The sequence below is a fragment of the Candidatus Thiothrix putei genome, assembly GCA_029972225.1.
Classification (GTDB): Bacteria; Pseudomonadota; Gammaproteobacteria; order Thiotrichales; family Thiotrichaceae; genus Thiothrix; species Thiothrix putei.
This window is the reverse complement of record CP124756.1, coordinates 4,048,919-4,070,356: the sequence shown is the minus strand read 5'-3', so window position 1 is coordinate 4,070,356 and position 21,438 is coordinate 4,048,919. Positions and strand designations below refer to the sequence as shown.

The window sequence follows — 21,438 nt, the reverse complement described above, 5'->3', positions numbered from 1 at the left end:
GCCATGAAAGCAACAGCCTTTTTCCTCCCGTTGTTACTCAGCAGTTCGCTGGTTTTGGCGGATCAGGATTCCAGCATCCGTGCCAAAAAAGTCGAAATGACGGCTGATGATCAAGCCACGGCGATCATCCAGACAGGTGACGGCAAGATCATTGGCAAAACGGGCGACTTCATCAAGGAACTGCGTCCCTCAAAATCGGGTGACAACCGTAACAGCAGCATTTCTGCGGGAGAAAACCTGACCATCAAGGCAACGGGCAAAGGCGTGGTCATTGTCCAAACGGGCAACGGCACTATCGTTTACCAAGCCAATAAAGAAGCTGTAAAGAAACTGGGTGTTGCGGAAAAATCTCTGGCTTCATTCTTCGCCATCCTGCAAGTCGAAGACGTGCCGCTGCAAGACTGGGATAAGAAACTCGCAGAAATCGCCGAAAACTACAAGAATTTAAAAGAAGAACTCGCTGCTATCAAAACCACAGATGAAGATTTTATCGCTCTGAAAGCCGAAGCGGAAGAAGCTATTGAGGCAGGTCAATACCAGAAAGCCAAATCATTATTAGGCGCAGCTAAAAAGCTGGCAATGTCTGGAAAAACGGAAGACCGACTAATCACAGCAGCCGAAATTGCAGCATCTGAAGGAGGATTGGCAAACATCCAATTGCAATACGAAGAGGCAGGTGAAAGTTACGAAGACGCTGCCAACAAAATGGCGGCGTTGGGTGATAAACATTATGCGAAGTGGAGCGAGTACCTGAATTGGGCTGGTATAGCTTTCCAGAGTGCTGGGCAATACAAGACAGCACTGCCTCTGTATGAAAAAGCACTCGCCCTGCGAGAAAAATACTTGCCTGTTAACCACTCAGATGTTGCACAATCGCTCAACAATCTTGCGGGTTTGCACCAAACTAAGGGTCAGTACGAGCAGGCACTGCCACTGCTTGAACGCGCCATAAGCATTGGGGAAAAAGCCCTCGGCAATAACCACCCATCTGTTGCCACCTCGCTCAACAATCTTGCGAGCTTGTATCAACTCAAGGATCAGTACGAGCAAGCATTGCCGCTGCATAAACGTGCTTTAAGCATTAGGGAAAAAGCCCTCGGCAATAATCACCCAGATGTTGCCCAATCACTCAACAATCTTGCTGAATTGTACCACGCCACGGTTCAGTATGAACAAGCACTGCCGCTGCATAAACGTGCTTTAAGTATTAGGGAAAAAACCCTCGGCAATAATCACCCAGATGTTGCCGTCTCGCTCAATAATCTAGCACTCCTGTATCAAGCCAAGGGTCAGTACGATCAAGCACTGCTTCTGCATAAACGTGCCTTAAGCATTCTGGAAAAATCTTTTGGCAACGACCACCCGAATGTTGCCACCTCACTCAACAATCTCGCCATGTTGTACAAAACCAAGGGGGAGTACGAGCAAGCACTGCCGCTGCTTAAGCGTACCGTAAGCATTGATGAAAGAACCCTCGGCAACGACCATCCAGATGTTGCCACCTCGCTCAACAATCTGGCACTCTTGTACGAAGCCAAGGGGCAGTACGAGCAGGCACTACCGCTGTATGAGCGTGCCCTAGGCATTTGGGAAAAAGTATTCGGCGACGACCACTCGGAGACCAAAACCGGGCGGAAAAACTATGAGGCGTTGTTGGAAAAGATGAAATAGGCACAGCGTTAGCCACACGAGGCGGGCGACTTAAACCACCTTCACCACAACCTAATATTTGAATGCGCGTTTACCAGTAATAGCGATTACTTGATCACATCCAATATCAGAGACTTTACACACGCAGAATGGCTCGGAGCAGCCTTCGAGGTTGTCACCCCCAGTGATTTTTGCAAACGATGGAGAAGTAGCCATGAGTGAATCCTGCTTAATCAAAACACAAGTTATCACCTTGCGCGTACCCAATGAGCTAAAAAGTCGCTTGGAACAACAGGCGAAAGTTCAAGGGGTTTCGCTGAACAATCTGGCTAACTACTTGCTGACAACACAACTCAGCCAACTTGAAACCTTCGCGGGTATTGAACAACGGTTACGCACTAAAAACCTCAGCGACTTGAAACAGAAAATTGCGTTATTGTTGGATAAAGTGCCACACAATCCTAATGTGCCGGAATGGGATCGGTTGTGATGGTAGGGTTTTCAGTCAGCGTCATTCCCCAGCAATCAACAACGCTTTGTCGATCAGCTTGGCGCTGAGATGAGCATCGGTTTGCTGAATAATTTGCAGATAAGGTTTGATGGTGGAAATGAGCTGACCTTCTTTGGCTAACAGCAAGATACCGACGCTGCCGATAATGTGAATGTCGTTACGCAATGCCGCTTTCCGCGCCCGTAAGTCATCAATGAGCAAGCGGTCGGCATGTTGTTTTTTATACAACGCCATTGCTTGCAGTTCACCATTTCCTAACCCTTCGGTGGTAATCACGAAATCATGCAGGTCAATCGTCAACACTTTATCTTGCAAGTAGTGCCGTAGCCTGTCTGCTTGGGGTTTGCCTTGAACGGTTGCTTCCTGAAACACGGCGGGAGGTACACGCACTTCTGCAAACAAAGTGTCCAGCCAGCTCAAGCCGTCGCACGCGGCTATGGCAACCAGTGGTGAGGTATCAGCAATGACCAGCATCAGCAGGTTAACCGAAAATCAGCCAGCTCGGCTTCCAAGTCTTCGGGCGTGTAGTTGATGGTCGGAATGTCGTGTTTTTTGCACTCTGCCATGAAGGTGTAGCGGTCAACGCCTGCCAGTTCGGTTGCAGCGCCAGCGGACAGTTTTCCGGCTTGGAATAGCGCAAGGGCAGCATACAGCTTGAGGGTGCTGACGATTTCCGGCTTGGTTTTATCTAGCCCGAAGTATTCAGGGATGTCCATTGTGATTTGCATGTCATGTATTCCTAGTGGAAAGGTGCTGTTTCCATTCTATAGTGGCAACACCGTCTTATCCACCACGCGCCGCAGCAATTCCTGATACGCATCCATATCTTTCATCATGGACGTTTCTGTCATTTTATCCTTGCAAATCTGAGGTCAAGTCTCTAAATTGCAAGGATGATTGCACGACACATCACATCCATTGTCCAGCAAGCCCTCAATCGTCAGGCTGCTGTTGCTCTTATCGGCCCACGTCAGGTGGGCAAAACCACCTTGGCTTATGAACTGGCGGATACACGCCCATCGCTTTACCTTGATCTTGAATCACCCGCTGACCGTAACAAGCTCAGTGACCCGGAACTGTTCCTTGGGCAACATGAAGACAAACTGGTGATCCTGGATGAGATCCACCGTGTACCAGAACTGTTTCAGAACCTTCGCGGGCTGATCGACAAAGGGCGACGCACCGGCAAACGTACCGGGCGGTTTCTGATTCTCGGTTCGGCCTCCATTGACTTGCTGCGTCAGTCCAGTGAAACGCTTGCGGGGCGTATCGAGTATGTGGATATGGGGCCACTGGATATATTGGAGGCTGGGGAAAGCAATGCTGACCTTAACCGCCTCTGGCTACGTGGCGGTTTCCCTGACAGTTACCTAGCGACGGATGACCGTGACAGCCTGATCTTGCGGGAAGCCTTCATTCGCACGTATCTGGAACGCGATGTGCCACAGTTTGGCTTTCGTATTCCCACCGAAACCGTGGAACGCTTGTGGACGATGCTTGCGCATCAACAAGGCGGGTTATTGAATGTGTCGCAATTGGCGGCATCGCTGGGAGTTAGTTCGCACTCCGTCAATCACTACATTGGCTTGCTGGTGGATTTGCTGCTGGTGCGGCGTTTGCAGCCTTACCATGCCAATGTTGGCAAACGTTTGGTCAAATCCCCCCGCGTGTATATCCGCGATAGCGGCTTGGTTCATGCCCTGCTGCGGCTCGGTGATTTGAACACCTTGGCTGGGCATCCGGTCGTGGGGGCTAGTTGGGAAGGCTTTGTGATTGAGAACCTGTTGGCGGCAACCCCACGGCGCACTCAGGCTAGCTTTTACCGTACCGCTGCCGGTGCTGAAATGGATCTGGTGTTGGAATTGGGCGGCGAACACGGCCTATGGGCGATAGAGGTCAAACGTAGCCTCGCACCCGCACCCAGTAAGGGTTTTCATCATGCAAGGGAAGACCTGAAACCGACACGGACGTTTATCGTTTACCCCGGACAAGACCGATACCCGTTAAGTGCTGGCGTAGAAGTCATCAGCCTGCGTGAATTGGCGGGAGAGCTGACCAAGCTGCCGTGAAGGAATTATCCAACGCTATAGCGGCAACGCCGTCTTATCCACCACCCGCCGCAGCACAAAGCTGGAATGCACCCCAGCCACCCCCGGTATGCGCGTAATGCGGTTGAGCAGCAATTCCTGGTACGCATCCATATCCTTCACCACCACCTTGAGCTGGTAATCGGCGGATTGCCCCGTGATCAGCAGGCATTCCAACACTTCGGGGATGGCTGCGATGCGGGCTTCAAACGTGTCGAAACGTTCCGGCGTATGCTGATCCATCGAAATGTGGATTAATGCCATCAGCGATAAACCGAGCTTTTTGGCATCCAGCAACGCCCGATAGCCGGTGATGAAACCTGCCTCTTGTAACAGCCGTACCCGCCGCAAACAGGGTGAAGGCGAAAGCCCAATGCGGTCAGCCAAATCCTGATTGCTGATGCAGCCGTTGTCTTGCAACACTTGCAGGATGTGCCAATCGTGGCGGTCGAGTTGCATGATTATTCCATTATTGATTTGAGTTAAGCAATTTACTGCCAATACGATAGGTTTTTATCCCTCAAAACGCAATCGCCTGCTACGCCCTTTCTTTTAAACTAGCTGCATTAACTACTAGAGCAGCGTGCCATGTTGAAACAGCCTTCCACCAAATATAAGCCATTCCCGCCCGTCGCATTGACTGACCGCCAATGGCCGAGCCGCACCATCACCCAGCCGCCGATCTGGATGAGTACCGACTTGCGCGATGGCAATCAAGCCCTGTTCGAGCCGATGAACGTTGAACGCAAAATGCGCATGTTCCACACCCTCTGCGGCATCGGTTTCAAGGAAATCGAAGTGGCGTTTCCTTCCGCTTCGCAAACCGATTTCGATTTTGTGCGCGAGCTGATCGAAGGCAAGCACATTCCCGCCGATGTCACCATCGAGGTGTTGACGCAGGCGCGGGAACACCTGATTCGGCGCACGATGGAATCCTTGCGCGGCGCACGGCGGGCGATTGTGCATGTCTACAATGCCACTTCCCAGCCATTCCGCGACACCGTGTTTGGCATGAGCAAGACAGATGTGTTGGGCATGGCAGTGTCGGCAGTGGAATTGATCAAGCACTTGGCAGCCGACCAGCCGGAAACCGAATGGGTATTGGAATACAGCCCCGAAACCTTTAGCGCCACCGAACTGGAATTTGCCCGCGAAGTCTGCGATGCCGTGACCGCTGCATGGGGCGCAACCCCCAACAGACCCGTGATCCTCAACTTGCCTGCCACGGTCGAAATGGCAACGCCGAATGTGTACGCCGACCAGATTGAATGGATGCACCGCCAGCTTGCCCGTCGCGACAGCGTGATTCTCAGTGTGCATCCGCACAATGATCGAGGCACAGCCGTTGCCGCCGCCGAATTGGCGTTGTTGGCAGGCGCAGATCGGGTCGAAGGTTGCTTGTTCGGCAGTGGCGAACGCACTGGCAACGTCGACATCGTGACCTTGGCATTGAACCTCTACACCCAAGGCATTGCCCCCGGTTTGGACTTTTCCGACATCAATGCAGTGGCGCGGACGGCGGAATATTGCACGCAATTGCCAATCCACCCGCGTCACCCGTATGTGGGCGATTTGGTGTTTACCGCGTTTTCCGGCTCGCATCAGGATGCGATCAAGAAAGGCTTGGCGGTGCAAACAGCGGAGTCGTTCTGGAACGTGCCGTATTTGCCGATTGACCCAGCGGACGTGGGGCGCAGTTACGATTCAGTGATTCGCGTCAACAGCCAGTCGGGCAAAGGCGGGATTGCGTACTTGTTGGAAAGTGCTTATGGCATTGTGATGCCGCGCCGCTTGCAGGTCGAATTTGCCAGCGTGGTGAAAGACCACACCGACCAGCACGGTTGCGAAGTGAATGCCAGCGACATCTGGGGTATTTTTGCGGCGACGTATTTGGACACTGCCACGCCCGTGCGCTATTGCGAACACCATTTGTTTGAACAGGGTAACGCGCAAGGCATCCGCTTGGTGATTGAGCGCGATGGCATTCAGCACGAACTCACGGGGACGGGCAATGGGCCGATTGATGCGGCAGTTCATGCGTTACAAGGGGCAGGCATCCGGGTGCAAGTGCGTAGTTATGAGGAACGTTCCATCGGTGCAAGCGTGGATGCGGGTGATGCGCAAGCCTGCGCTTTCATTGAATTGCGGCAGGCAGGCGCGGGTGGCAGTGCTGAATGTTACGGCGTAGGGATTGACGGCAATATTATTACTGCGTCCATCAAAGCGTTGGTCAGCGGGGTGAATCGGTTAGTGGCATGATAGTGGTGGGTCTTCAAACCACCCACCACACCAACCGCTCCACCCCCAACGCACACACCACAAAACTGTGCAAACGCAACTGCTGCCGGTACTTGCTTTGCAACCCGTCACGATAAGCCAGCACCCGTTCCCGCCCTTCGCGCAAACGGCTGGCAACGGGTGGTAAGGCTTCCAGTGCCGCCTGACCGGGGGTGGCAAGTTCCGCCGCTGTCATCCCCAACTCTTTCAAACCCACGTATTTGAATTCGATCAGGATGTCCTGCAACTGCTGGAAATGGCGCATGTCCGGGCGTATCAGCATCGTCAAATCGGCATAACCGTCACCGATTTCCGCTTCCGAATCCATAATGTACGTCGCTTGCTCAAACAACAGGGTGAGGAACGCCGCCTTGATGGTGAGTTCATTGAGCCAGCGGTAATCGCGCTTGCTGAACACCGGGAAATATTGGCTTTCGACCAGATGGCACAAGGGCGCAATGTCCGCATAACCCAGCAAGGACTTCACCGCTGCCTGATGGTCATGCCAGTCCAGTTGCGGTACCAGCAAGGCTTGCAAGCGTTCGGCATACAGGCTGCGGATCACCAGATTGGGCACCACCAGACAGGACTCGCCGAATGCATTGGCTTCACGGCTGAAGGTCAACACCCCAAAGTAATACAGCAAGGATGCCATGAAATCAGGGTCTTTCTTGGTCTGCAAAATGTCATGTACCCCGAAACGGTCTTGCAATTCCTGAATCGCAATGTCTCCCTGCTGGCTCAGCGCGGTCATGATCAACTGATCGCCCCCCGGCAGGTTGGCAATGTAACTGAGCTTGTTGCGATCCATTGACAGGTTGCTGTCCAGCATCCGGCGCGGATACGCACACCCGGTTTGCAGATGCCCCAAAAAGTACAACGCCAAGGTCGGGTTATACACGCCATCTTGTTGCGGTTCCGGGCAGAAACGGTAGCCGTTATAGAAATCACGCATCAAGCTCAAGGTTTCATCCGCAAACATTGCGGGAAGCTGGCAGGCTTGGGTCACGCCCTGCACAAACTGGCTGATTTCACCTTCCGTAAACCCGCACAGGGTATTGAAACGTTCTTCCAGATAAATATTGGTCGCCACATTGTAGCCGCTGCTCATGTCACTCATGACAATCGGTGCTACACCCGTGATAAATACCCGGTCTACCCCCAGCCCAGCCGCCGCTGCCTTGATGTTTTTGAATAGCGACTTGAGAACGCCTTCCCCCATCAGCAATGCCGCATAACGTGAATCGTGGTTGGGGTAATGTTGGCTCACCATGATTTCATTGGCGAAATTATCGTATTCGTCGATCAGCAAATAGAGCTTGTGGGGGGTTTGGCTAACCACTGCCACCAGTGACTGGAAAGAAGCCAGCGCATTGTCAGCATGGATGGTTATCGGGGTCGGCAGCAAGTCCTTGTAGTCCTCACTGAACTTGCGGATATTGCCATTCAGGTAATCAAACAAATTGGCTGCAACCTTGTTGGCATCCCCTTCTGGGCTGACCGCTGAAAAATCCCACTTCATCACTAAGTAACGGTTATGCAAGGGGGTCGGATTCTGCCCTATCGCTAACTTACCGAAGATTTCCTCAAAACGGCTGGCCTTATTGAGGTCGTAATAGTTTTCCAGCATCGACAGCAAGAGCGACTTACCAAAACGGCGCGGGCGCAGAAATAGCAATTGCTTGCCTGCATCCTCCAGCAATGGCAGAAAAGCGGTACGGTCAACGTACTCGTAACCTTCGCTAATAACTGCTTCAAAATTGGCGATGCCGTAGGGGAGTTTCATGCCATTGCCTCGTAACCGATGGGTTTACTGAAATATAGCATAGCCATCAAGCAGGCATGTGCTTGCGCACCAAGGCGGCAAATGAGCTGGGGTTGCGCGAGCAAATATGTACTTTGCCACGCCCGCTGAAGCGCAACACCACGCCTTCGCCACTGGTGACGCTGTTAACCAGATTGCCGAACATGCCGCCCAAGCCACCGCCGGAACTGCTGGTGGTGACGGAAATTTCGTAATGCAAGGTGCTGTCCCAACACACCACGTGGGCATTATCAATGGTGAGGTCTTTACCCGGCTCAACGTCCAGCGAGAACATCGAGCCGAAACCGGAGACGACTACTTGTCCCGTTCCCGAGGTTTCCATGACGAAAAAGCCGCCGGATTGCGCAAACAAGGCATTGCCGATACTTTGGGTACGCACTTTCATTTCTGTGCCGGAGGTGGCGGCGACGAATGCGCCATCATTCAGCAAGTATTGGCGTGCGCCTACGTCGATGATTTCCATGCCACCGGGTAGCGCAGGGGAAAGCAGGCAGTCGCCATCCCCCCCTATCGCTTCGATGTGTTGCTGAAACAGGGATTCGCCGTTGGTGAAACGCCGCATCAAGGCACTGCCCAACCCACCAGTCATGCGTCCTTTTAGCTCAAGGTTAGCTTCCATCATCACCATTGCGCCGGATTCGCAATAAATCTTGTCGCCTTTCTGCATGGCAACGTGGAGGAAGGGGTCAACGTCGCCGGTAATGGTAAATACGGTCATGGTGTCGCTCTCTATTTGAAGGAATGGCTTACCAACGATACGCCGCGCCCGCGTACCCGCCCCACACCGTACTGCTGTCGATGATCGGGCTGTCCGCAATGGCGCTGACATAGCTGTTGGCGCTCACACTGCTCACCAAGGTCAAGCGGCGGCTGAGTGGTTTTTCCATTTTAACGCCAACTTTTAGGGCGAGTGAATCATCTGCTTGATAAGCGGGGCGATCGGCTTTGGCTTCAGCCGCATCCACGCCTACGTAGTAGTCGGTGAGGTCGGCGGAAAGCCATTGCAATTCCGCATACGGGCGCAGGTTGAGCACCGTGTCGGGGTGATGGGTGTAACGCAGTTTGGCTTGTGCACCGTTGTGGGCGGCGACATCTTGGGCAAGGTCGGCGGAAATCGTGCCGGTGGCGAGTTTCCACGCACCGCCAACCCGCAGGTTGATGGCCTGATCCAGCTCTGCCATGTCTTGCAACACCGCGCTATCGCCGCGTTCGTGATCCCATTCGTCCAGCCCTGCACCGACATAAAATTCGCGTTCGGGCGTGGCGCTGAATGACCAGGCAGGGCCTACAATATCAAAGCCGTTTTCTTTGATGATCACAGGTTTGACGCCGATTTGCGTGTCGCCCCCCACAAATGGCGATTGATCCGCAGTAGCGGCAAGACCGACATTCCACTGGCGCGGTTCAGCGTTGGCGGGCGTTTGCGCGGTTGCTAAGAGAGCGAGTGCGGCACACAATGCGTTCTTCATGTCATATCCCCCGGTTTACATTCAATGAAATCCAGCAGCACCGACCTGATCTTACCGATACTTCAGCAACACCTTGGTACGGACATTACGATTGCGCGAGTCGATGCTACCAGCGGTGGCTGTATCAACCAAACCAGTACGGTAACACTTGCCGATGGCAGCCGCTATTTCCTCAAAATAAATCAGGCGAGTTTGCTGGAAATGTTCGCGGCGGAAGCGGATGGGTTGAATGCAATCCGTGCGAGCGCCAGCCTGCGTGCGCCTGAGCCGCTGGGCTATGGGGTGCAAGGGCAACAGGCGTATCTATTGCTGGAATATTTGCCGCTGCAAGAACGCGGTGATCAGCCGCAGGCGGGTACGCAATTGGCTGCGCTGCACCGTCATACTGCTGCACAACACGGCTGGTTTCGTAGCAATACCATCGGTGCAAGCCCACAGCGCAATACCCAAACGCACGATTGGGTGCAATTCTGGCAACAGGAACGGCTGGGGTTTCAGCTTGAACGGGCGCGGCGCAATGGCTATCCGCACCGTTCTTATGAGCAAGGCTTGCGTCTGAAAGAAGGCATCAGCGCATTGTTTACGGATTATCAGCCCGTAGCTTCGTTGTTGCACGGCGATTTGTGGGGTGGGAATCTGGCGTATTTGCTGGATGGCAGCCCGGTGATATACGACCCAGCCGTGTATTACGGCGATCGTGAAACTGACCTTGCGATGACGGAGCTGTTTGGCGGGTTTGGGGCGGATTTTTACGCGGCGTATAATGCGGCTTGGGCGTTGGATTCGGGCTATGCGGTGCGTAAAACGTTGTATAACTTGTACCACATCCTCAATCACTTCAACCTGTTTTGGGGCGGGTATGGGGAGCAGGCGGCGCGGATGACTGAGAAGATTTTGGCAGAGATAGGCTAATATTGGCGTAATATTCTATACTCTACTTACTAATTTTACGCCCATATTATAACTGTATGCACAATCGAACCATCACCCAACGCTTGCAACACAAAGCCGCCTCCCGTTTTGGGCGCATTACGGTGTTAACCGGCGCACGCCAAACGGGTAAAACCACGCTGGTACGTGCCTTGTTCCCTGATTACGCCTACCTAACCCTGGATGACCCGATCACGCGCCCGGATTACGCCCGTCTGTCGGCGGCGCAATGGCAAGAACGTTACCCGCTGGCGATTCTGGATGAGGTGCAAAAGTTGCCCGCACTGCTGGATTCCGTGAAAGCGACCTATGACCAATATCCAGATACCCGCTACATCCTGCTGGGGTCTAGCCAGATATTGTTGCTGGAAAAGGTGCAGGAAAGTTTGGCAGGACGCGCCGCGTTGATTGAGCTTTACCCGTTGACGTTACCGGAACGGCAAACCGCGACTGCCGACGAAGCCATTATTCCGTCGCGGCTGGTGCGTTTGCTCATGGGTGAACCTGCCAGTATTTTGCAGGGCATCCCGCTCACCGACACCCGTTACGCCAAGGCTGAAAATGCGTGGGCGGATTACCTAGAATACGGTGCAATGCCTGCGATTGTGGATAGCAGCGTGGAAAAGTCAGAAAAACGCGAATGGTTACAGGATTATATTCGGACGTACTTGCAGCGCGATGTGCGTGATTTGGGCAATTTGCGTGAACTTGAGCCGTTTGTACGGGCACAAAAAGCCCTCGCCGCATTGAGCGGTCAGTTGCTGAATGTCAGCGAGTTGGCAAAACAGGCGGGTATTTCGGCGGTGACAGCGAAACGTTTCATCAGCTATATGGAAATCAGTTATCAAGCGATTCAGCTTGCACCGTGGTTTCGCAATCTCCATAAGCGTTTGAGTAAATCACCCAAAGTGCATTTTCTTGACCCCGGCATTCAGCGCGTCTTACTCAACCGCACGGGCACATTCACCGGGCATGAGTTTGAAAGTGCGGTGGTGGCGGAGGTGTACAAGCAAATCAAAACGCACGCGCTGGCAGTGGATTGTTACCATTTGCGCACAGTGGATGGGCGTGAGGTTGACCTGTTGCTGGAGCTGGAAAACGGTTATATCGCCATCGAAGTCAACATGTCCGCCCATGTCAGTGCAGCGGATGCACGGCATTTGCACGACTTGGCGGATTTGTTGGATAAGCCATTGTTGCACGCGCTGGTGGTGTCGAATGACCCACGGATTCAGCAATGGGGGAATGTGGTGGCAGTACCCGTCGCATGGTTGTTGGGTTGATCAGATTGCGCGGCAAACCTCGCCCTTCAGGGCGGGGAGGATAGCGCGGGTGGCGAAGCCGCCCTATGTTCACTGAGATTTGGTTGTTTTCTTTCACATAAAAACCTGAAATTGTTCTATCTGTCGTTGTCGGCGGCAGAGCCTTGGAAGTACCGTCGGATAGATGGGAAGGGTTCTCCAAATAGGAGTTTGAAAACCCAAGGTGCAGAAAAACCCATAGCCCTAGAAACTGAGGTGGCGTAAAAGAATATTTCCCTTCGGGGTTGCAACGGACTAAGGGAACCCACCGAAGCAAGTCAGCTATCTGGCTGAATGCAGTAGGAATCCCCTTCCTTTAGGGAGGGGAGGATGTCAAGATTAGGTGATTGTCTTTTTACTCAACAGTCATAAGTTCTCCCCATCCCCCCAAGCAGCACGAAATCCCTTAGAGTAGGCGTTACCAGCGACCTATTATCCAAGGGACATCATGCTAGTTGATCTATACCAGAGCCTTCACCACTTTAAAAGTGAATTTTCGCGCCAGCGAGCATGGCTATTGTTTTGCGCCATCATCCTGAGCTTTTTAGCGGCGACCGAGATGAGCGGGGTCACGTCGATGTGCCGTTACTGGCTATCGGATGAACGGGGCTACCATCGGTTGCTCCATTTTTTTTCGTGCCGGGTCTTACCATCCTGAGCGGTTACGGGCGAGCTGGCAGCGGTGGGTGTTGTCCCATGCGCCGCTGGTTGAGGTGGCGGGGCGTTTAGTGGTGCTGGGCGACCATACCCATGTGGTTAAGGATGGTGGGCGGATGCCGGGGGTCGTTTCCTTGCGGGAAACCTCGGAAACCCAAAGCAAACCGGACTATTTCCGGGGGCAGTGTTGGGGAGCCGTGGGTTTGTTGGTGGGGAGCCTGTCCGCCTGTTTCTGCCTGCCGCTGAGTTTGCAAATCCATCAGGGCTTCCGGCATTTGGGGGAGGAAGACAGCAACGACCCGGCACTCAAACTGGGGACACGGGTGGTGCAGATGGCGTTGTCGTTTGCGCAGGTGAATGACCGTCCGGTGTGGCTGGTGCTGGATGCGTTCTTTGCCACGGCTTCGGTGTTCCGGCTGGCATGCTCGGTTTGGTCGGTGGCGTTACAACAACCACTGGTGCAGGTCATCACCCGCGCTAAAAAGAACTATGTGGCCTACTTCCCTGCGCCACCCAAACCGCCGGGAAGGCGTGGGCGGCAACGCCAGTACGGGATGAAGCTGGTGTTGTGGGAAGCCTTTGACCATGCTGATTTTTTCCGTGAAGTGACCCTGTGCATTTATGGCAAGGAGGAGTCGGTACGCCTGATTGATGTGTTCGGATTTGGTGCTGGACGCGGAAACCATCCTCACCCTGTACTGCCGACGCACCCGGATTGAAACCTTGTTTGATGCCCTGAAAAATACCATGGGCGCATTCCGCTTCCACTTCTGGAGCCGTTACCTGCCGCGCCATTCCCGGCGACCTACCGCCAATCGGCATCTCAAAGCCCCCCAAGCACAGCACCTCCCCACGGTGGTGGCCTGCTGGCAGGCAATGGAAACCTTTGTGTTGTGTGCCTGCATCGCGGGTGTGAACAAAAGTGCGGTAAACCTCATGCCGCCTCAGCGGTGTTTCGCCAATAATGCTTCCATTGCTGGTTTCCCCGCATGACCCTCAACGCCAACATATCCGCCGCATTATCACTTTTCCACCATGCCCCCGATTTTTTTAAGCGTTGCTGGATGATGTAACGGTGGAGCCACTTGCAAAATTACATTTTCAGCGTGAACCTTCCTTCATCTGAAGGAAAAAAGAAGTGTGGGCTGCCGTTTTCGGCGATAATAGAAGCGTCAAAACAACCATTAAGCCCACGCTATGAATTCTACCGAACGCGCCCTGATTGCACAGTAACTGTTCACGGAACAGCTCCCCTTAAGCGGCAAGAAATCCAGTAACCGGATTCAGTACTTGCGGTGGAGGAATCGGCAAACGCACCGTCACTGGTTTTTTGGTCAGTGCCTGCTGGCACGCCTGGCGGATAATTCGGTAAGCACTGACACCTAGGCGTTTGCAGGTTTCCACGATAGTCAGTATTAACGGGCGGAATTGGTCGCCCCGGAAAGATTGGCTGAAAAAACTGGTCTTACGCCAGATGACATAGGGGCGGATGGCACGTTCGGCGGCATTATTGGTCAGAGGAACACCGGGATGACGCAGAAATGTCCATAACATAAGCTCATCATCCAGTAAACGTTGGCACTGGTTGGCGGTTTTAGTGGGCTTATCAGGATGTTGTGCTTGCCGTAAGCCGCTACCTGCCAACAATGTCTGGCGGAAGGCTTCGCGGAGTTTATCCATGCGTTGCCGGTAGAGTCTGTCAGCGTAAGCGCCTGCGAGCCTGCGGTTATGTAAGTGGACAATCAGGCGTGCCAGACGCAGTAAACGTTTCCCTAAGATGCCTGCACGCCCGTAACGTTGTGCCATTTTTTTGAACTTGCGGATGATATGCGCCCAGCACAGTTGCCGCCGTTCAGTGGGGTGGTGGTTATAGCCGCCGTGCTGGTCGGTCACGAGTATGCCATCGAATGCACCCAACAATTCATCCGCTGCGCCTTTGCCGCGTGAGTAATGCGTCATGAAGTACACCACCTGTGGCGAACACATCACCCACAACCATTCACGTTCGCGCCCACGGTAGTGACTGGTTTCGTCCGCGTTTACCACCGGGCTGCTACGCACCGCTTCACCCGCCTGCGCATATAAAGGCGCTAACCAACCGCTGACGGGTGCAGTCGCTTCACTGATCGCACCGCTACTGAAGGATAACTGCCATTGTTCTTCCAGCAGTAACTGGATTTGCCGCGTGGATAGGCGGCAAGCCCCGTTCATCAGGGTAATCCAACTGATCAATCCTGCTCCCATCTGCCCACTGGGGACGTCTTCGGGCAACTCAGCTACCTGACGTTTCCCACAGCAAGTACACGTACCCGCATACAGGCGGTGTTCCGTTACATGGTAAGCGACTTCCGGCAGGTCAAACACCTGATGACGCTGGCTCGGTGTGGTTTCCATCGCCAGATGACCCCCACAACGGCAACAGCCTTCAGGATAATAGTGCTGGATAGCGTCCAGCCGCGATTCCTCCACTAAGGCACGTTCATGTTTGCTGTGCCCCGGCTGACCGCCGCGTTTTAGCGCGCTTTTGGGTTTGCGTTCGCGCTGGGCGCGTTGTTCGGGCGTGTCCCGTGAGGGTGGGTTAGAGGAGTTACTGGAGGAGTCATTCAGGCGTTCTTTTAGTTCTGTCAGTTCCGCTTCCAGTCGTTTGACCCGTGCTTGCAAAGCAACCACCAACGTCAGCAGATCACGGTTAAGCTGCTGGGAGGCTGCCAAATCGGTGGGCAACGCAATGTCGGTAAAATCGGTGGTGATGGTCAGATCGTTCATTCATCAAGCATAGCTCAAGCTGTGGCAGTTGCAAGCTCGTGAACAGTTACGATTGCACAACGCTGGAGTTTGCTGCAAATTGAAATACTGCCTTGCTTCAATGATGCCTTTGGCACATTGACCCCCAAGCTTGAAAAGCTCATTCACGTACTGGAGCTGACGCGCATTGAAGATTTTGTGCGCTCTTTTCGTGATGGGTCTGGACGGCCAGCGACGGAGCGATCTTGGTTTGCCAATGCTTTTGTCGCCAAAAGCGTGCTCAATATTGTCAATACGCGAGCACTCATTGACCGGCTGCAAAACGATCGCTCCCTGCGACGCATCTGCGGGTTTCCCCTGACCAAGAAACTGCCTTCCGAATCCACCTTTTCACGTGCCTTCGCTGAATTTGCTGAACAGCGTTTAGCGGAACGTGTGCATGAAACGTTGGTGAAAACGTATTTGGGCGATGCGCTGATCGGCCACCTGTGTCGGGATTCAACAGCCATTGAGGCACGTGAACGGCCTGTTGCCGAGGAAAAGCCAAAGAAAAAACAAGGGCAAACACGGATTCAGCGCCAACGGGAACAGTCACTTCAGCAAGCACTCGATGAGATACCGGTTCAGTGTAACCGGGGGACGAAGAAGAATGCCCAAGGCTACAAGCACAGTTGGAACGGCTACAAACTGCATATCGATACCGCCGATTGTGGTGTCCCGATAGCAGCCATTCTGTCTTCCGCCTCCTTTCACGACAGCGGGGCAGCCATCCCACTCTCTCAAATCAGTGCCCAACGTGTCACCAGTCTCTACGACCTGATGGATGCGGCCTATTGCAGTGCTGATTTGCACGAATACAGCCGTCATCTGGGGCATGTCCCTCTGATTGATCACAATCCTCGCGGCGGACAGAAAGAAGCGTTTGAACCTGCTGATGCCGAGCGTTACAAAATTCGCAGCACCGTAGAACGAACCAATGCCCGCCTGAAGGATGAATTTGGTGGTCGGAATGTGTGGGTGCAAGGTGCGCAAAAAGTTTACAGCCACTTGATGTTTGGGATTTTGGTGTTGAGTGCTGATCAACTGATGCGTGTCTTGTTATAAAGCGACTGGGTTTGAAAAAACACGGGAAGACTGACTGAAAAACAGGAGCAGTCGCATCGGTATGGGTGAAATTTAGCAAAAGTTACGGTAAAACTGAAAAAGCTCAGGTTTCGTTGGTCAAATTGAGTAAAAAATCGGCTGAATATGCGGCGTTCGGTCAATGCTGAAAATTGAGCAACTCAGTTTGTCGGATTTTGCAAGTCGCTCGGTGTGCACTTTCTATTTCGCCCGACCCCACGGGCAATCCGAGGGATTTTGCTGTCGGGTAATCCAGTTGCTCAATGCGGTTGCTCAGGTAACGGTGACAAGCTCGTACTGGGGCGTTACTGTCTTCTACCGTTTCTGCTTCGAGGAAAGGTTTCAGTGTGTCGATGACCGCTTGAGCTTGACCATCCTGTAGGGGGGTGTGAACAAAAGTGCGGTGTCCTGTAGACTAAGATGGCATCCCCTAAAACCAGAGAAAAAGGACTTTCCCATGTTGACAGTTAGCTCCCGCGACCAAAAACTTTTAGAAGCCTTGAACCGCAACCCCGCATTAAAAGCTCGGATGGAAGGGCTAATCGAGGTGGTTGAAAATGCCGGTGATGACATTATCAAAGCAGCAGACGCCGAACAGCGGGTGATAGAAGAACTGCGCCAAATGGGAAATGATGCGATCACTGCATGGGCAAACAAACGTGTAGAAAAATGCACAGCCCCAGCCTGTGAAGAAGGCATTGGGAAGTATGTAAAGAGTGGAAAAAAAACTGTCATTGGCACACGACCTACGGAAAAATCCACATAAGCGAACCGGTCTACCGGATTCCCGGCAAGCGTGTCCGCCCCTTTAGCCAGAGTGCCGAGGTTGTTTGCCGAGGCTGTTCGCTCCCGCTGCAACGGGCGGTGACGGACTTTGGGGCGGACTGTTCATTTGCTCAAGTGCCTGATAAATTAGAAGAACATTACGGGATACGGCTGGCATCCAGCAGCATCCGACACATCACCGAAGGTCACGCCAAACGCATCCATGAATCCCAAGTGTTGATAAAAGACTATCCAAGCACGTTGGGAAAAGCCTATGTCATTGCCGAAATGGACGGCAGCATGATCCCCATCGTCGAGATTGACGAAACAGCCCCCGACAAGCGCAAAGGCAAAAAGGAAAGCTGGAAAGAAGCCCGCCTGTGTCTTGCCCACGCCAAAGGCAGTGCTACGCCAACGTTTGGCGCAATATTCGGTGGCACGGTAGAAGATGCTGGAAAAATCTTATTCGACACCGCCTGCCGTGCTGGATTTGGAAAAAGCACGTTCCTCCATGCGGTGGGTGATGGGGCAAGCTGGATCAACCGTCAAGTGGATGAACAATTTGGCACACAAGGACATTACCTGATTGATTTTTATCATGTTTGTGAATACCTATCAGCAGCATCCGCAAGCTGTTCATGCCTCAAGGACAAGGATAAATGGTTTGCCAAACAGAAAAAAGCCCTACAGGATGGTCAAGCTCAAGCGGTCATCGACACACTGAAACCTTTCCTCGAAGCAGAAACGGTAGAAGACAGTAACGCCCCAGTACGAGCTTGTCACCGTTACCTGAGCAACCGCATTGAGCAACTGGATTACCCGACAGCAAAATCCCTCGGATTGCCCGTGGGGTCGGGCGAAATAGAAAGTGCACACCGTTACATCATCCAGCAACGCTTAAAAAAATCGGGGGCATGGTGGAAAAGTGATAATGCGGCGGATATGTTGGCGTTGAGGGTCATGCGGGGAAACCAGCAATGGAAGCATTATTGGCGAAACACCGCTGAGGCGGCATGAGGTTTACCGCACTTTTGTTCACACCCCCTGTAGGGCTTTTTTCTGTTTGGCAAACCATTTATCCTTGTCCTTGAGGCATGAACAGCTTGCGGATGCTGCTGATAGGTATTCACAAACATGATAAAAATCAATCAGGTAATGTCCTTGTGTGCCAAATTGTTCATCCACTTGACGGTTGATCCAGCTTGCCCCATCACCCACCGCATGGAGGAACGTGCTTTTTCCAAATCCAGCACGGCAGGCGGTGTCGAATAAGATTTTTCCAGCATCTTCTACCGTGCCACCGAATATTGCGCCAAACGTTGGCGTAGCACTGCCTTTGGCGTGGGCAAGACACAGGCGGGCTTCTTTCCAGCTTTCCTTTTTGCCTTTGCGCTTGTCGGGGGCTGTTTCGTCAATCTCGACGATGGGGATCATGCTGCCGTCCATTTCGGCAATGACATAGGCTTTTCCCAACGTGCTTGGATAGTCTTTTATCAACACTTGGGATTCATGGATGCGTTTGGCGTGACCTTCGGTGATGTGTCGGATGCTGCTGGATGCCAGCCGTATCCCGTAATGTTCTTCTAATTTATCAGGCACTTGAGCAAATGAACAGTCCGCCCCAAAGTCCGTCACCGCCCGTTGCAGCGGGAGCGAACAGCCTCGGCAAACAACCTCGGCACTCTGGCTAAAGGGGCGGACACGCTTGCCGGGAATCCGGTAGACCGGTTCGCTTATGTGGATTTTTCCGTAGGTCGTGTGCCAATGACAGTTTTTTTTCCACTCTTTACATACTTCCCAATGCCTTCTTCACAGGCTGGGGCTGTGCATTTTTCTACACGTTTGTTTGCCCATGCAGTGATCGCATCATTTCCCATTTGGCGCAGTTCTTCTATCACCCGCTGTTCGGCGTCTGCTGCTTTGATAATGTCATCACCGGCATTTTCAACCACCTCGATTAGCCCTTCCATCCGAGCTTTTAATGCGGGGTTGCGGTTCAAGGCTTCTAAAAGTTTTTGGTCGCGGGAGCTAACTGTCAACATGGGAAAGTCCTTTTTCTCTGGTTTTAGGGGGTGCCATCTTAGTCTACAGGACACCGCACTTTTGTTCACACCCCTGCATCGCCACCGGTTTGCTACAACTGTTTTCCCTCAAGTACCATGAGGGGCTTTGGAAGCAGCAGGTCTTGTATTTGCGCACCCGTTCCCGTGAATTGCCTTCCGAGAACACCGTGCGACAGATTTTAGCACCACTACTGGCACGGCAATTACTGCGCTCTCCCCCCAAAGCCTTCTGGTGGCGAATTAACGCGGCCGTCAACGGCGATGAGGACGATGATAGGCAAACATGAACCGCTAACAGCGGGAAAATACCCATAATCAAGGTGTTAAAACAGCAGTTCAGTAAGGCTGCTGCCTAACGCCATGCTTGGTTTTTTTGGGGGGGAAGTCATCACTGTTGAGTAATGTTCACGCATATCGTATTTCCACTACCGATTGACATGATACATGTCTTTTCAAGCGTGGATAGCAGGCCAAAATAAACATTCCGATAATCCACTAAATCTCCGTAACCGCTGAGTGATGCCATGCGTTATCTAAAAACTTGCTTGTTACTGCTGTCATTGTTGTTACTGCTTAGCCCCATGCGCTTACAAGCCTTTGTGGCTCCGGCACAAGTACAAGTCGAAAGCGAGTGGGGGGATGCCAATCCAGATGATGTGAAAGCGGTCTTGAATTCCGTGATCGAAGCCATTTCCCCCTATATGGCAGGGCGAACCTTTGGTAATATCATTGTCAGAAACGACAAGAGTGGTCCTATTTCCCTGTACGAAAAAAGCCCTAACGACGAATACATCGTTCTGTTAAACGTTAACGGGCGTTACTGGGCGCAACTCGCTTACCAGTTTTCCCATGAAATGTGCCACTTGATGTCAAACTATGACCTTGCCCCCAATAACATCACCCGCCAGCAATGGTTTGAAGAATCACTCTGCGAAGCCTTTAGCTTGTTTGCTTTGGAAAAAATGGCACAACAGTGGGCAAGCAACCCGCCGTACCCACATTGGCAGGAATATGCCCCCAAGTTTACCGAATACCAGCAAGACATGTTCAAGCAAACGCATCGTCAGCTTCCCAACAGCATGAAATTGCCCAAATGGTATCAGGCGTATGCCAAAACGCTGAGCGCCGACCCTTATGCCCAAGGGCGTGATCTCAACGAACTGGTTGCCAACCAGTTATTACCTATTTTTACGGAACAACCGGAAGCATGGACAACGCTCAATTATTTAAATCTGGGCGATGACAGTGATGATAAATCATTGCGTAAGTACCTGACAGATTGGGAAAATAACCTCCCATCCAAGTGGCAGCCAACTGTTGAAGAAATTCAGCAAATACTCATAAAGCCTGCACAATAAACCTTTCTTCGGAAAAAGGTTTTTTGATCCATAAAATAATTGTATTATATCCTATATAAAAATCTGAACTTTCAAATACTCTGTCCGTCATAAATAGCAATAACAGTGGATAGGGATATATAGGGTGTATGCAATGAACAAGAAACCTCTGTTGCTTTTATTAGCAATTACCATTTTTATGATCGGTTACTGGATACCGGAAGACCGTCATGTGCCGGTAGCAAGTGCCAAGTCTTATCAGGGCAACCCAACAGTGTATGGCTATAAAGTGGGTGGGTTTGATGCGTACAAAGGCATTAATATTTTCGCTGACCAAGGTGCTTCCGTAGAAGCTGTCACCAGTGGGCTAGTCCTTTACAGTGCAGATACCCCGCGAGGTGATAATTCTGTGTGGGTATTGGGTGCAAAATGGCGCTTACATCACTATGCCAACTTGGACACGGTTGCAGTAAAACCTGCTTCTTGGGTTAAAACAGGCGAGAAAATCGGCACATTGGGTACTGCCAAGCAAACTAAATCTGCGGCTAACTTGTATTACTCTATCCGTAGTCTGCCGCCATTAGTCACCGGTTGGAAAGCCGAACAACCGTTAGGGTTGGATCAAGTCTTTTACGTTAATCCCCACGAGTTTTTAACGGCTTATCAAGACGAAGCCAAGCCCGCCCATTGAGCTTACAG

At 52.4% G+C, this 21,438-nt stretch carries 22 protein-coding genes and 2 pseudogenes; 14 read left to right on the top strand and 10 right to left on the bottom strand.

Annotation, left to right across the window (positions count from 1 at the left end):
- The first annotated feature begins 3 nt into the window (after positions 1-3).
- Together QJT81_20880 and QJT81_20875 are read left to right on the top strand one after the other, a co-directional pair.
- Positions 4-1,671, top strand: a complete 1,668-nt coding sequence (locus tag QJT81_20880) for a tetratricopeptide repeat protein (GenBank protein ID WGZ94203.1) — start codon at positions 4-6, stop codon at positions 1,669-1,671.
- Positions 1,672-1,864: 193 nt separating this feature from the next.
- Positions 1,865-2,140, top strand: coding sequence for a toxin-antitoxin system HicB family antitoxin (locus QJT81_20875; GenBank protein WGZ94202.1), 276 nt, complete (start codon positions 1,865-1,867; stop codon positions 2,138-2,140).
- Between the two features lie 21 nt (positions 2,141-2,161).
- On the opposite strand, the gene QJT81_20870 is transcribed toward QJT81_20875, so the two are convergent.
- Together QJT81_20870 and QJT81_20865 are read right to left on the bottom strand one after the other, a co-directional pair.
- Positions 2,162-2,635, bottom strand: coding sequence for a DUF3368 domain-containing protein (locus QJT81_20870; GenBank protein ID WGZ94201.1), 474 nt, complete (start codon positions 2,633-2,635; stop codon positions 2,162-2,164).
- On the bottom strand, positions 2,635-2,889 hold the full coding sequence (locus QJT81_20865; protein WGZ94200.1) for a UPF0175 family protein: 255 nt from the start codon (positions 2,887-2,889) through the stop codon (positions 2,635-2,637). Before QJT81_20865 ends, QJT81_20870 begins: the two co-directional genes overlap by 1 nt.
- A 165-nt stretch (positions 2,890-3,054) precedes the next feature.
- Between QJT81_20865 and QJT81_20860 the strand changes: the two genes are divergently transcribed.
- Complete coding sequence (locus QJT81_20860) at positions 3,055-4,230, top strand: ATP-binding protein (GenBank protein WGZ94199.1); 1,176 nt, start codon at positions 3,055-3,057, stop codon at positions 4,228-4,230.
- A gap of 15 nt (positions 4,231-4,245) precedes the next feature.
- On the opposite strand, the gene QJT81_20855 is transcribed toward QJT81_20860, so the two are convergent.
- A complete protein-coding gene (locus tag QJT81_20855) occupies positions 4,246-4,710 on the bottom strand; it encodes an Lrp/AsnC family transcriptional regulator (GenBank protein WGZ96522.1) in 465 nt (154 codons plus the stop codon).
- A gap of 126 nt (positions 4,711-4,836) precedes the next feature.
- Here QJT81_20855 and leuA point away from each other — a divergent pair, with 126 nt between their 5' ends.
- Positions 4,837-6,507, top strand: a complete 1,671-nt coding sequence (gene leuA, locus QJT81_20850) for a 2-isopropylmalate synthase (protein WGZ94198.1) — start codon at positions 4,837-4,839, stop codon at positions 6,505-6,507.
- 13 nt (positions 6,508-6,520) lie between these two features.
- Here leuA and QJT81_20845 read toward each other — a convergent pair whose 3' ends face one another.
- Genes QJT81_20845 through QJT81_20835 form a run of 3 tightly spaced genes read right to left on the bottom strand, consistent with a single transcriptional unit; the run spans position 6,521 to position 9,819 of the window.
- Positions 6,521-8,311 carry an AAA family ATPase gene (locus QJT81_20845; GenBank protein WGZ94197.1) on the bottom strand — a complete coding sequence of 597 codons (1,791 nt, stop codon included), beginning with the start codon at positions 8,309-8,311 and terminating at the stop codon, positions 6,521-6,523.
- Between the two features lie 46 nt (positions 8,312-8,357).
- A complete protein-coding gene (locus tag QJT81_20840) occupies positions 8,358-9,068 on the bottom strand; it encodes a TIGR00266 family protein (GenBank protein ID WGZ94196.1) in 711 nt (236 codons plus the stop codon).
- Between the two features lie 28 nt (positions 9,069-9,096).
- On the bottom strand, positions 9,097-9,819 hold the full coding sequence (locus tag QJT81_20835; GenBank protein ID WGZ94195.1) for a MipA/OmpV family protein: 723 nt from the start codon (positions 9,817-9,819) through the stop codon (positions 9,097-9,099).
- Between the two features lie 24 nt (positions 9,820-9,843).
- Here QJT81_20835 and QJT81_20830 point away from each other — a divergent pair, with 24 nt between their 5' ends.
- The 5 genes from QJT81_20830 to QJT81_20810 all read left to right on the top strand — a co-directional run bounded on the left by QJT81_20830 (position 9,844) and on the right by QJT81_20810 (position 13,700).
- Positions 9,844-10,731, top strand: a complete 888-nt coding sequence (locus QJT81_20830) for a fructosamine kinase family protein (protein ID WGZ94194.1) — start codon at positions 9,844-9,846, stop codon at positions 10,729-10,731.
- Positions 10,732-10,787: 56 nt separating this feature from the next.
- Positions 10,788-12,032, top strand: coding sequence for an ATP-binding protein (locus QJT81_20825; GenBank protein WGZ94193.1), 1,245 nt, complete (start codon positions 10,788-10,790; stop codon positions 12,030-12,032).
- A gap of 466 nt (positions 12,033-12,498) precedes the next feature.
- Positions 12,499-12,708, top strand: a complete 210-nt coding sequence (locus QJT81_20820) for a hypothetical protein (GenBank protein ID WGZ94192.1) — start codon at positions 12,499-12,501, stop codon at positions 12,706-12,708.
- The gene (locus tag QJT81_20815) at positions 12,650-13,426 is read left to right on the top strand and encodes a transposase (protein ID WGZ94191.1); all 777 of its coding nucleotides are present in this window, start codon (positions 12,650-12,652) and stop codon (positions 13,424-13,426) included. The genes QJT81_20820 and QJT81_20815 overlap by 59 nt, the downstream gene beginning before the upstream one ends.
- Positions 13,356-13,700, top strand: coding sequence for a hypothetical protein (locus QJT81_20810; GenBank protein ID WGZ94190.1), 345 nt, complete (start codon positions 13,356-13,358; stop codon positions 13,698-13,700). Before QJT81_20815 ends, QJT81_20810 begins: the two co-directional genes overlap by 71 nt.
- Before the next feature lie 261 nt (positions 13,701-13,961).
- Here QJT81_20810 and QJT81_20805 read toward each other — a convergent pair whose 3' ends face one another.
- Entirely contained in the window at positions 13,962-15,473 is a 1,512-nt protein-coding gene (locus tag QJT81_20805) for an IS66 family transposase (protein WGZ94189.1), read from the bottom strand.
- Positions 15,474-15,524: 51 nt separating this feature from the next.
- Between QJT81_20805 and QJT81_20800 the strand changes: the two genes are divergently transcribed.
- Complete coding sequence (locus QJT81_20800) at positions 15,525-16,556, top strand: transposase (GenBank protein WGZ96521.1); 1,032 nt, start codon at positions 15,525-15,527, stop codon at positions 16,554-16,556.
- Between the two features lie 205 nt (positions 16,557-16,761).
- Here the strand turns inward: QJT81_20800 and QJT81_20795 are convergent.
- Positions 16,762-16,908 (bottom strand): annotated as a pseudogene (locus tag QJT81_20795) (ISKra4 family transposase).
- 123 nt (positions 16,909-17,031) lie between these two features.
- On the opposite strand from QJT81_20795, the pseudogene QJT81_20790 reads away from it, so the two are divergent.
- Positions 17,032-18,356: pseudogene (locus tag QJT81_20790) on the top strand (UPF0236 family protein).
- An 18-nt stretch (positions 18,357-18,374) separates the two neighbouring features.
- Here QJT81_20790 and QJT81_20785 read toward each other — a convergent pair.
- Together QJT81_20785 and QJT81_20780 are read right to left on the bottom strand one after the other, a co-directional pair.
- Positions 18,375-18,938: a hypothetical protein gene (locus QJT81_20785; protein ID WGZ94188.1), complete on the bottom strand. Its 564-nt coding sequence runs from the start codon at positions 18,936-18,938 to the stop codon at positions 18,375-18,377.
- Between the two features lie 134 nt (positions 18,939-19,072).
- Entirely contained in the window at positions 19,073-19,381 is a 309-nt protein-coding gene (locus QJT81_20780; protein ID WGZ94187.1) for a hypothetical protein, read from the bottom strand.
- Between the two features lie 89 nt (positions 19,382-19,470).
- Here QJT81_20780 and QJT81_20775 point away from each other — a divergent pair, with 89 nt between their 5' ends.
- From QJT81_20775 to QJT81_20765, 3 genes are all read left to right on the top strand, one after another.
- Positions 19,471-19,689, top strand: a complete 219-nt coding sequence (locus QJT81_20775) for a hypothetical protein (GenBank protein WGZ94186.1) — start codon at positions 19,471-19,473, stop codon at positions 19,687-19,689.
- Positions 19,690-19,926: 237 nt separating this feature from the next.
- Complete coding sequence (locus tag QJT81_20770) at positions 19,927-20,760, top strand: hypothetical protein (GenBank protein WGZ94185.1); 834 nt, start codon at positions 19,927-19,929, stop codon at positions 20,758-20,760.
- Positions 20,761-20,893: 133 nt separating this feature from the next.
- Entirely contained in the window at positions 20,894-21,430 is a 537-nt protein-coding gene (locus QJT81_20765; GenBank protein WGZ94184.1) for a M23 family metallopeptidase, read from the top strand.
- Positions 21,431-21,438 lie beyond the last annotated feature (8 nt).

Excerpts from the sequence above, each read along its gene's own strand:
- QJT81_20880 (WGZ94203.1), top strand. The coding sequence starts at position 4 with ATGAAAGCAACAGCCTTTTTCCTCCCGTTGTTACTCAGCAGTTCGCTG.
- QJT81_20875 (WGZ94202.1), top strand. The coding sequence starts at position 1,865 with ATGAGTGAATCCTGCTTAATCAAAACACAAGTTATCACCTTGCGCGTA.
- QJT81_20870 (WGZ94201.1), bottom strand. The coding sequence starts at position 2,635 with ATGCTGGTCATTGCTGATACCTCACCACTGGTTGCCATAGCCGCGTGC.
- QJT81_20865 (WGZ94200.1), bottom strand. The coding sequence starts at position 2,889 with ATGCAAATCACAATGGACATCCCTGAATACTTCGGGCTAGATAAAACC.
- QJT81_20860 (WGZ94199.1), top strand. The coding sequence starts at position 3,055 with ATGATTGCACGACACATCACATCCATTGTCCAGCAAGCCCTCAATCGT.
- leuA (WGZ94198.1), top strand. The coding sequence starts at position 4,837 with ATGTTGAAACAGCCTTCCACCAAATATAAGCCATTCCCGCCCGTCGCA.
- QJT81_20845 (WGZ94197.1), bottom strand. The coding sequence starts at position 8,311 with ATGAAACTCCCCTACGGCATCGCCAATTTTGAAGCAGTTATTAGCGAA.
- QJT81_20840 (WGZ94196.1), bottom strand. The coding sequence starts at position 9,068 with ATGACCGTATTTACCATTACCGGCGACGTTGACCCCTTCCTCCACGTT.
- QJT81_20835 (WGZ94195.1), bottom strand. The coding sequence starts at position 9,819 with ATGAAGAACGCATTGTGTGCCGCACTCGCTCTCTTAGCAACCGCGCAA.
- QJT81_20830 (WGZ94194.1), top strand. The coding sequence starts at position 9,844 with ATGAAATCCAGCAGCACCGACCTGATCTTACCGATACTTCAGCAACAC.
- QJT81_20825 (WGZ94193.1), top strand. The coding sequence starts at position 10,788 with ATGCACAATCGAACCATCACCCAACGCTTGCAACACAAAGCCGCCTCC.
- QJT81_20820 (WGZ94192.1), top strand. The coding sequence starts at position 12,499 with ATGCTAGTTGATCTATACCAGAGCCTTCACCACTTTAAAAGTGAATTT.
- QJT81_20815 (WGZ94191.1), top strand. The coding sequence starts at position 12,650 with ATGAACGGGGCTACCATCGGTTGCTCCATTTTTTTTCGTGCCGGGTCT.
- QJT81_20805 (WGZ94189.1), bottom strand. The coding sequence starts at position 15,473 with ATGAACGATCTGACCATCACCACCGATTTTACCGACATTGCGTTGCCC.
- QJT81_20780 (WGZ94187.1), bottom strand. The coding sequence starts at position 19,381 with ATGTTGACAGTTAGCTCCCGCGACCAAAAACTTTTAGAAGCCTTGAAC.
- QJT81_20770 (WGZ94185.1), top strand. The coding sequence starts at position 19,927 with ATGCGTTATCTAAAAACTTGCTTGTTACTGCTGTCATTGTTGTTACTG.
- QJT81_20765 (WGZ94184.1), top strand. The coding sequence starts at position 20,894 with ATGAACAAGAAACCTCTGTTGCTTTTATTAGCAATTACCATTTTTATG.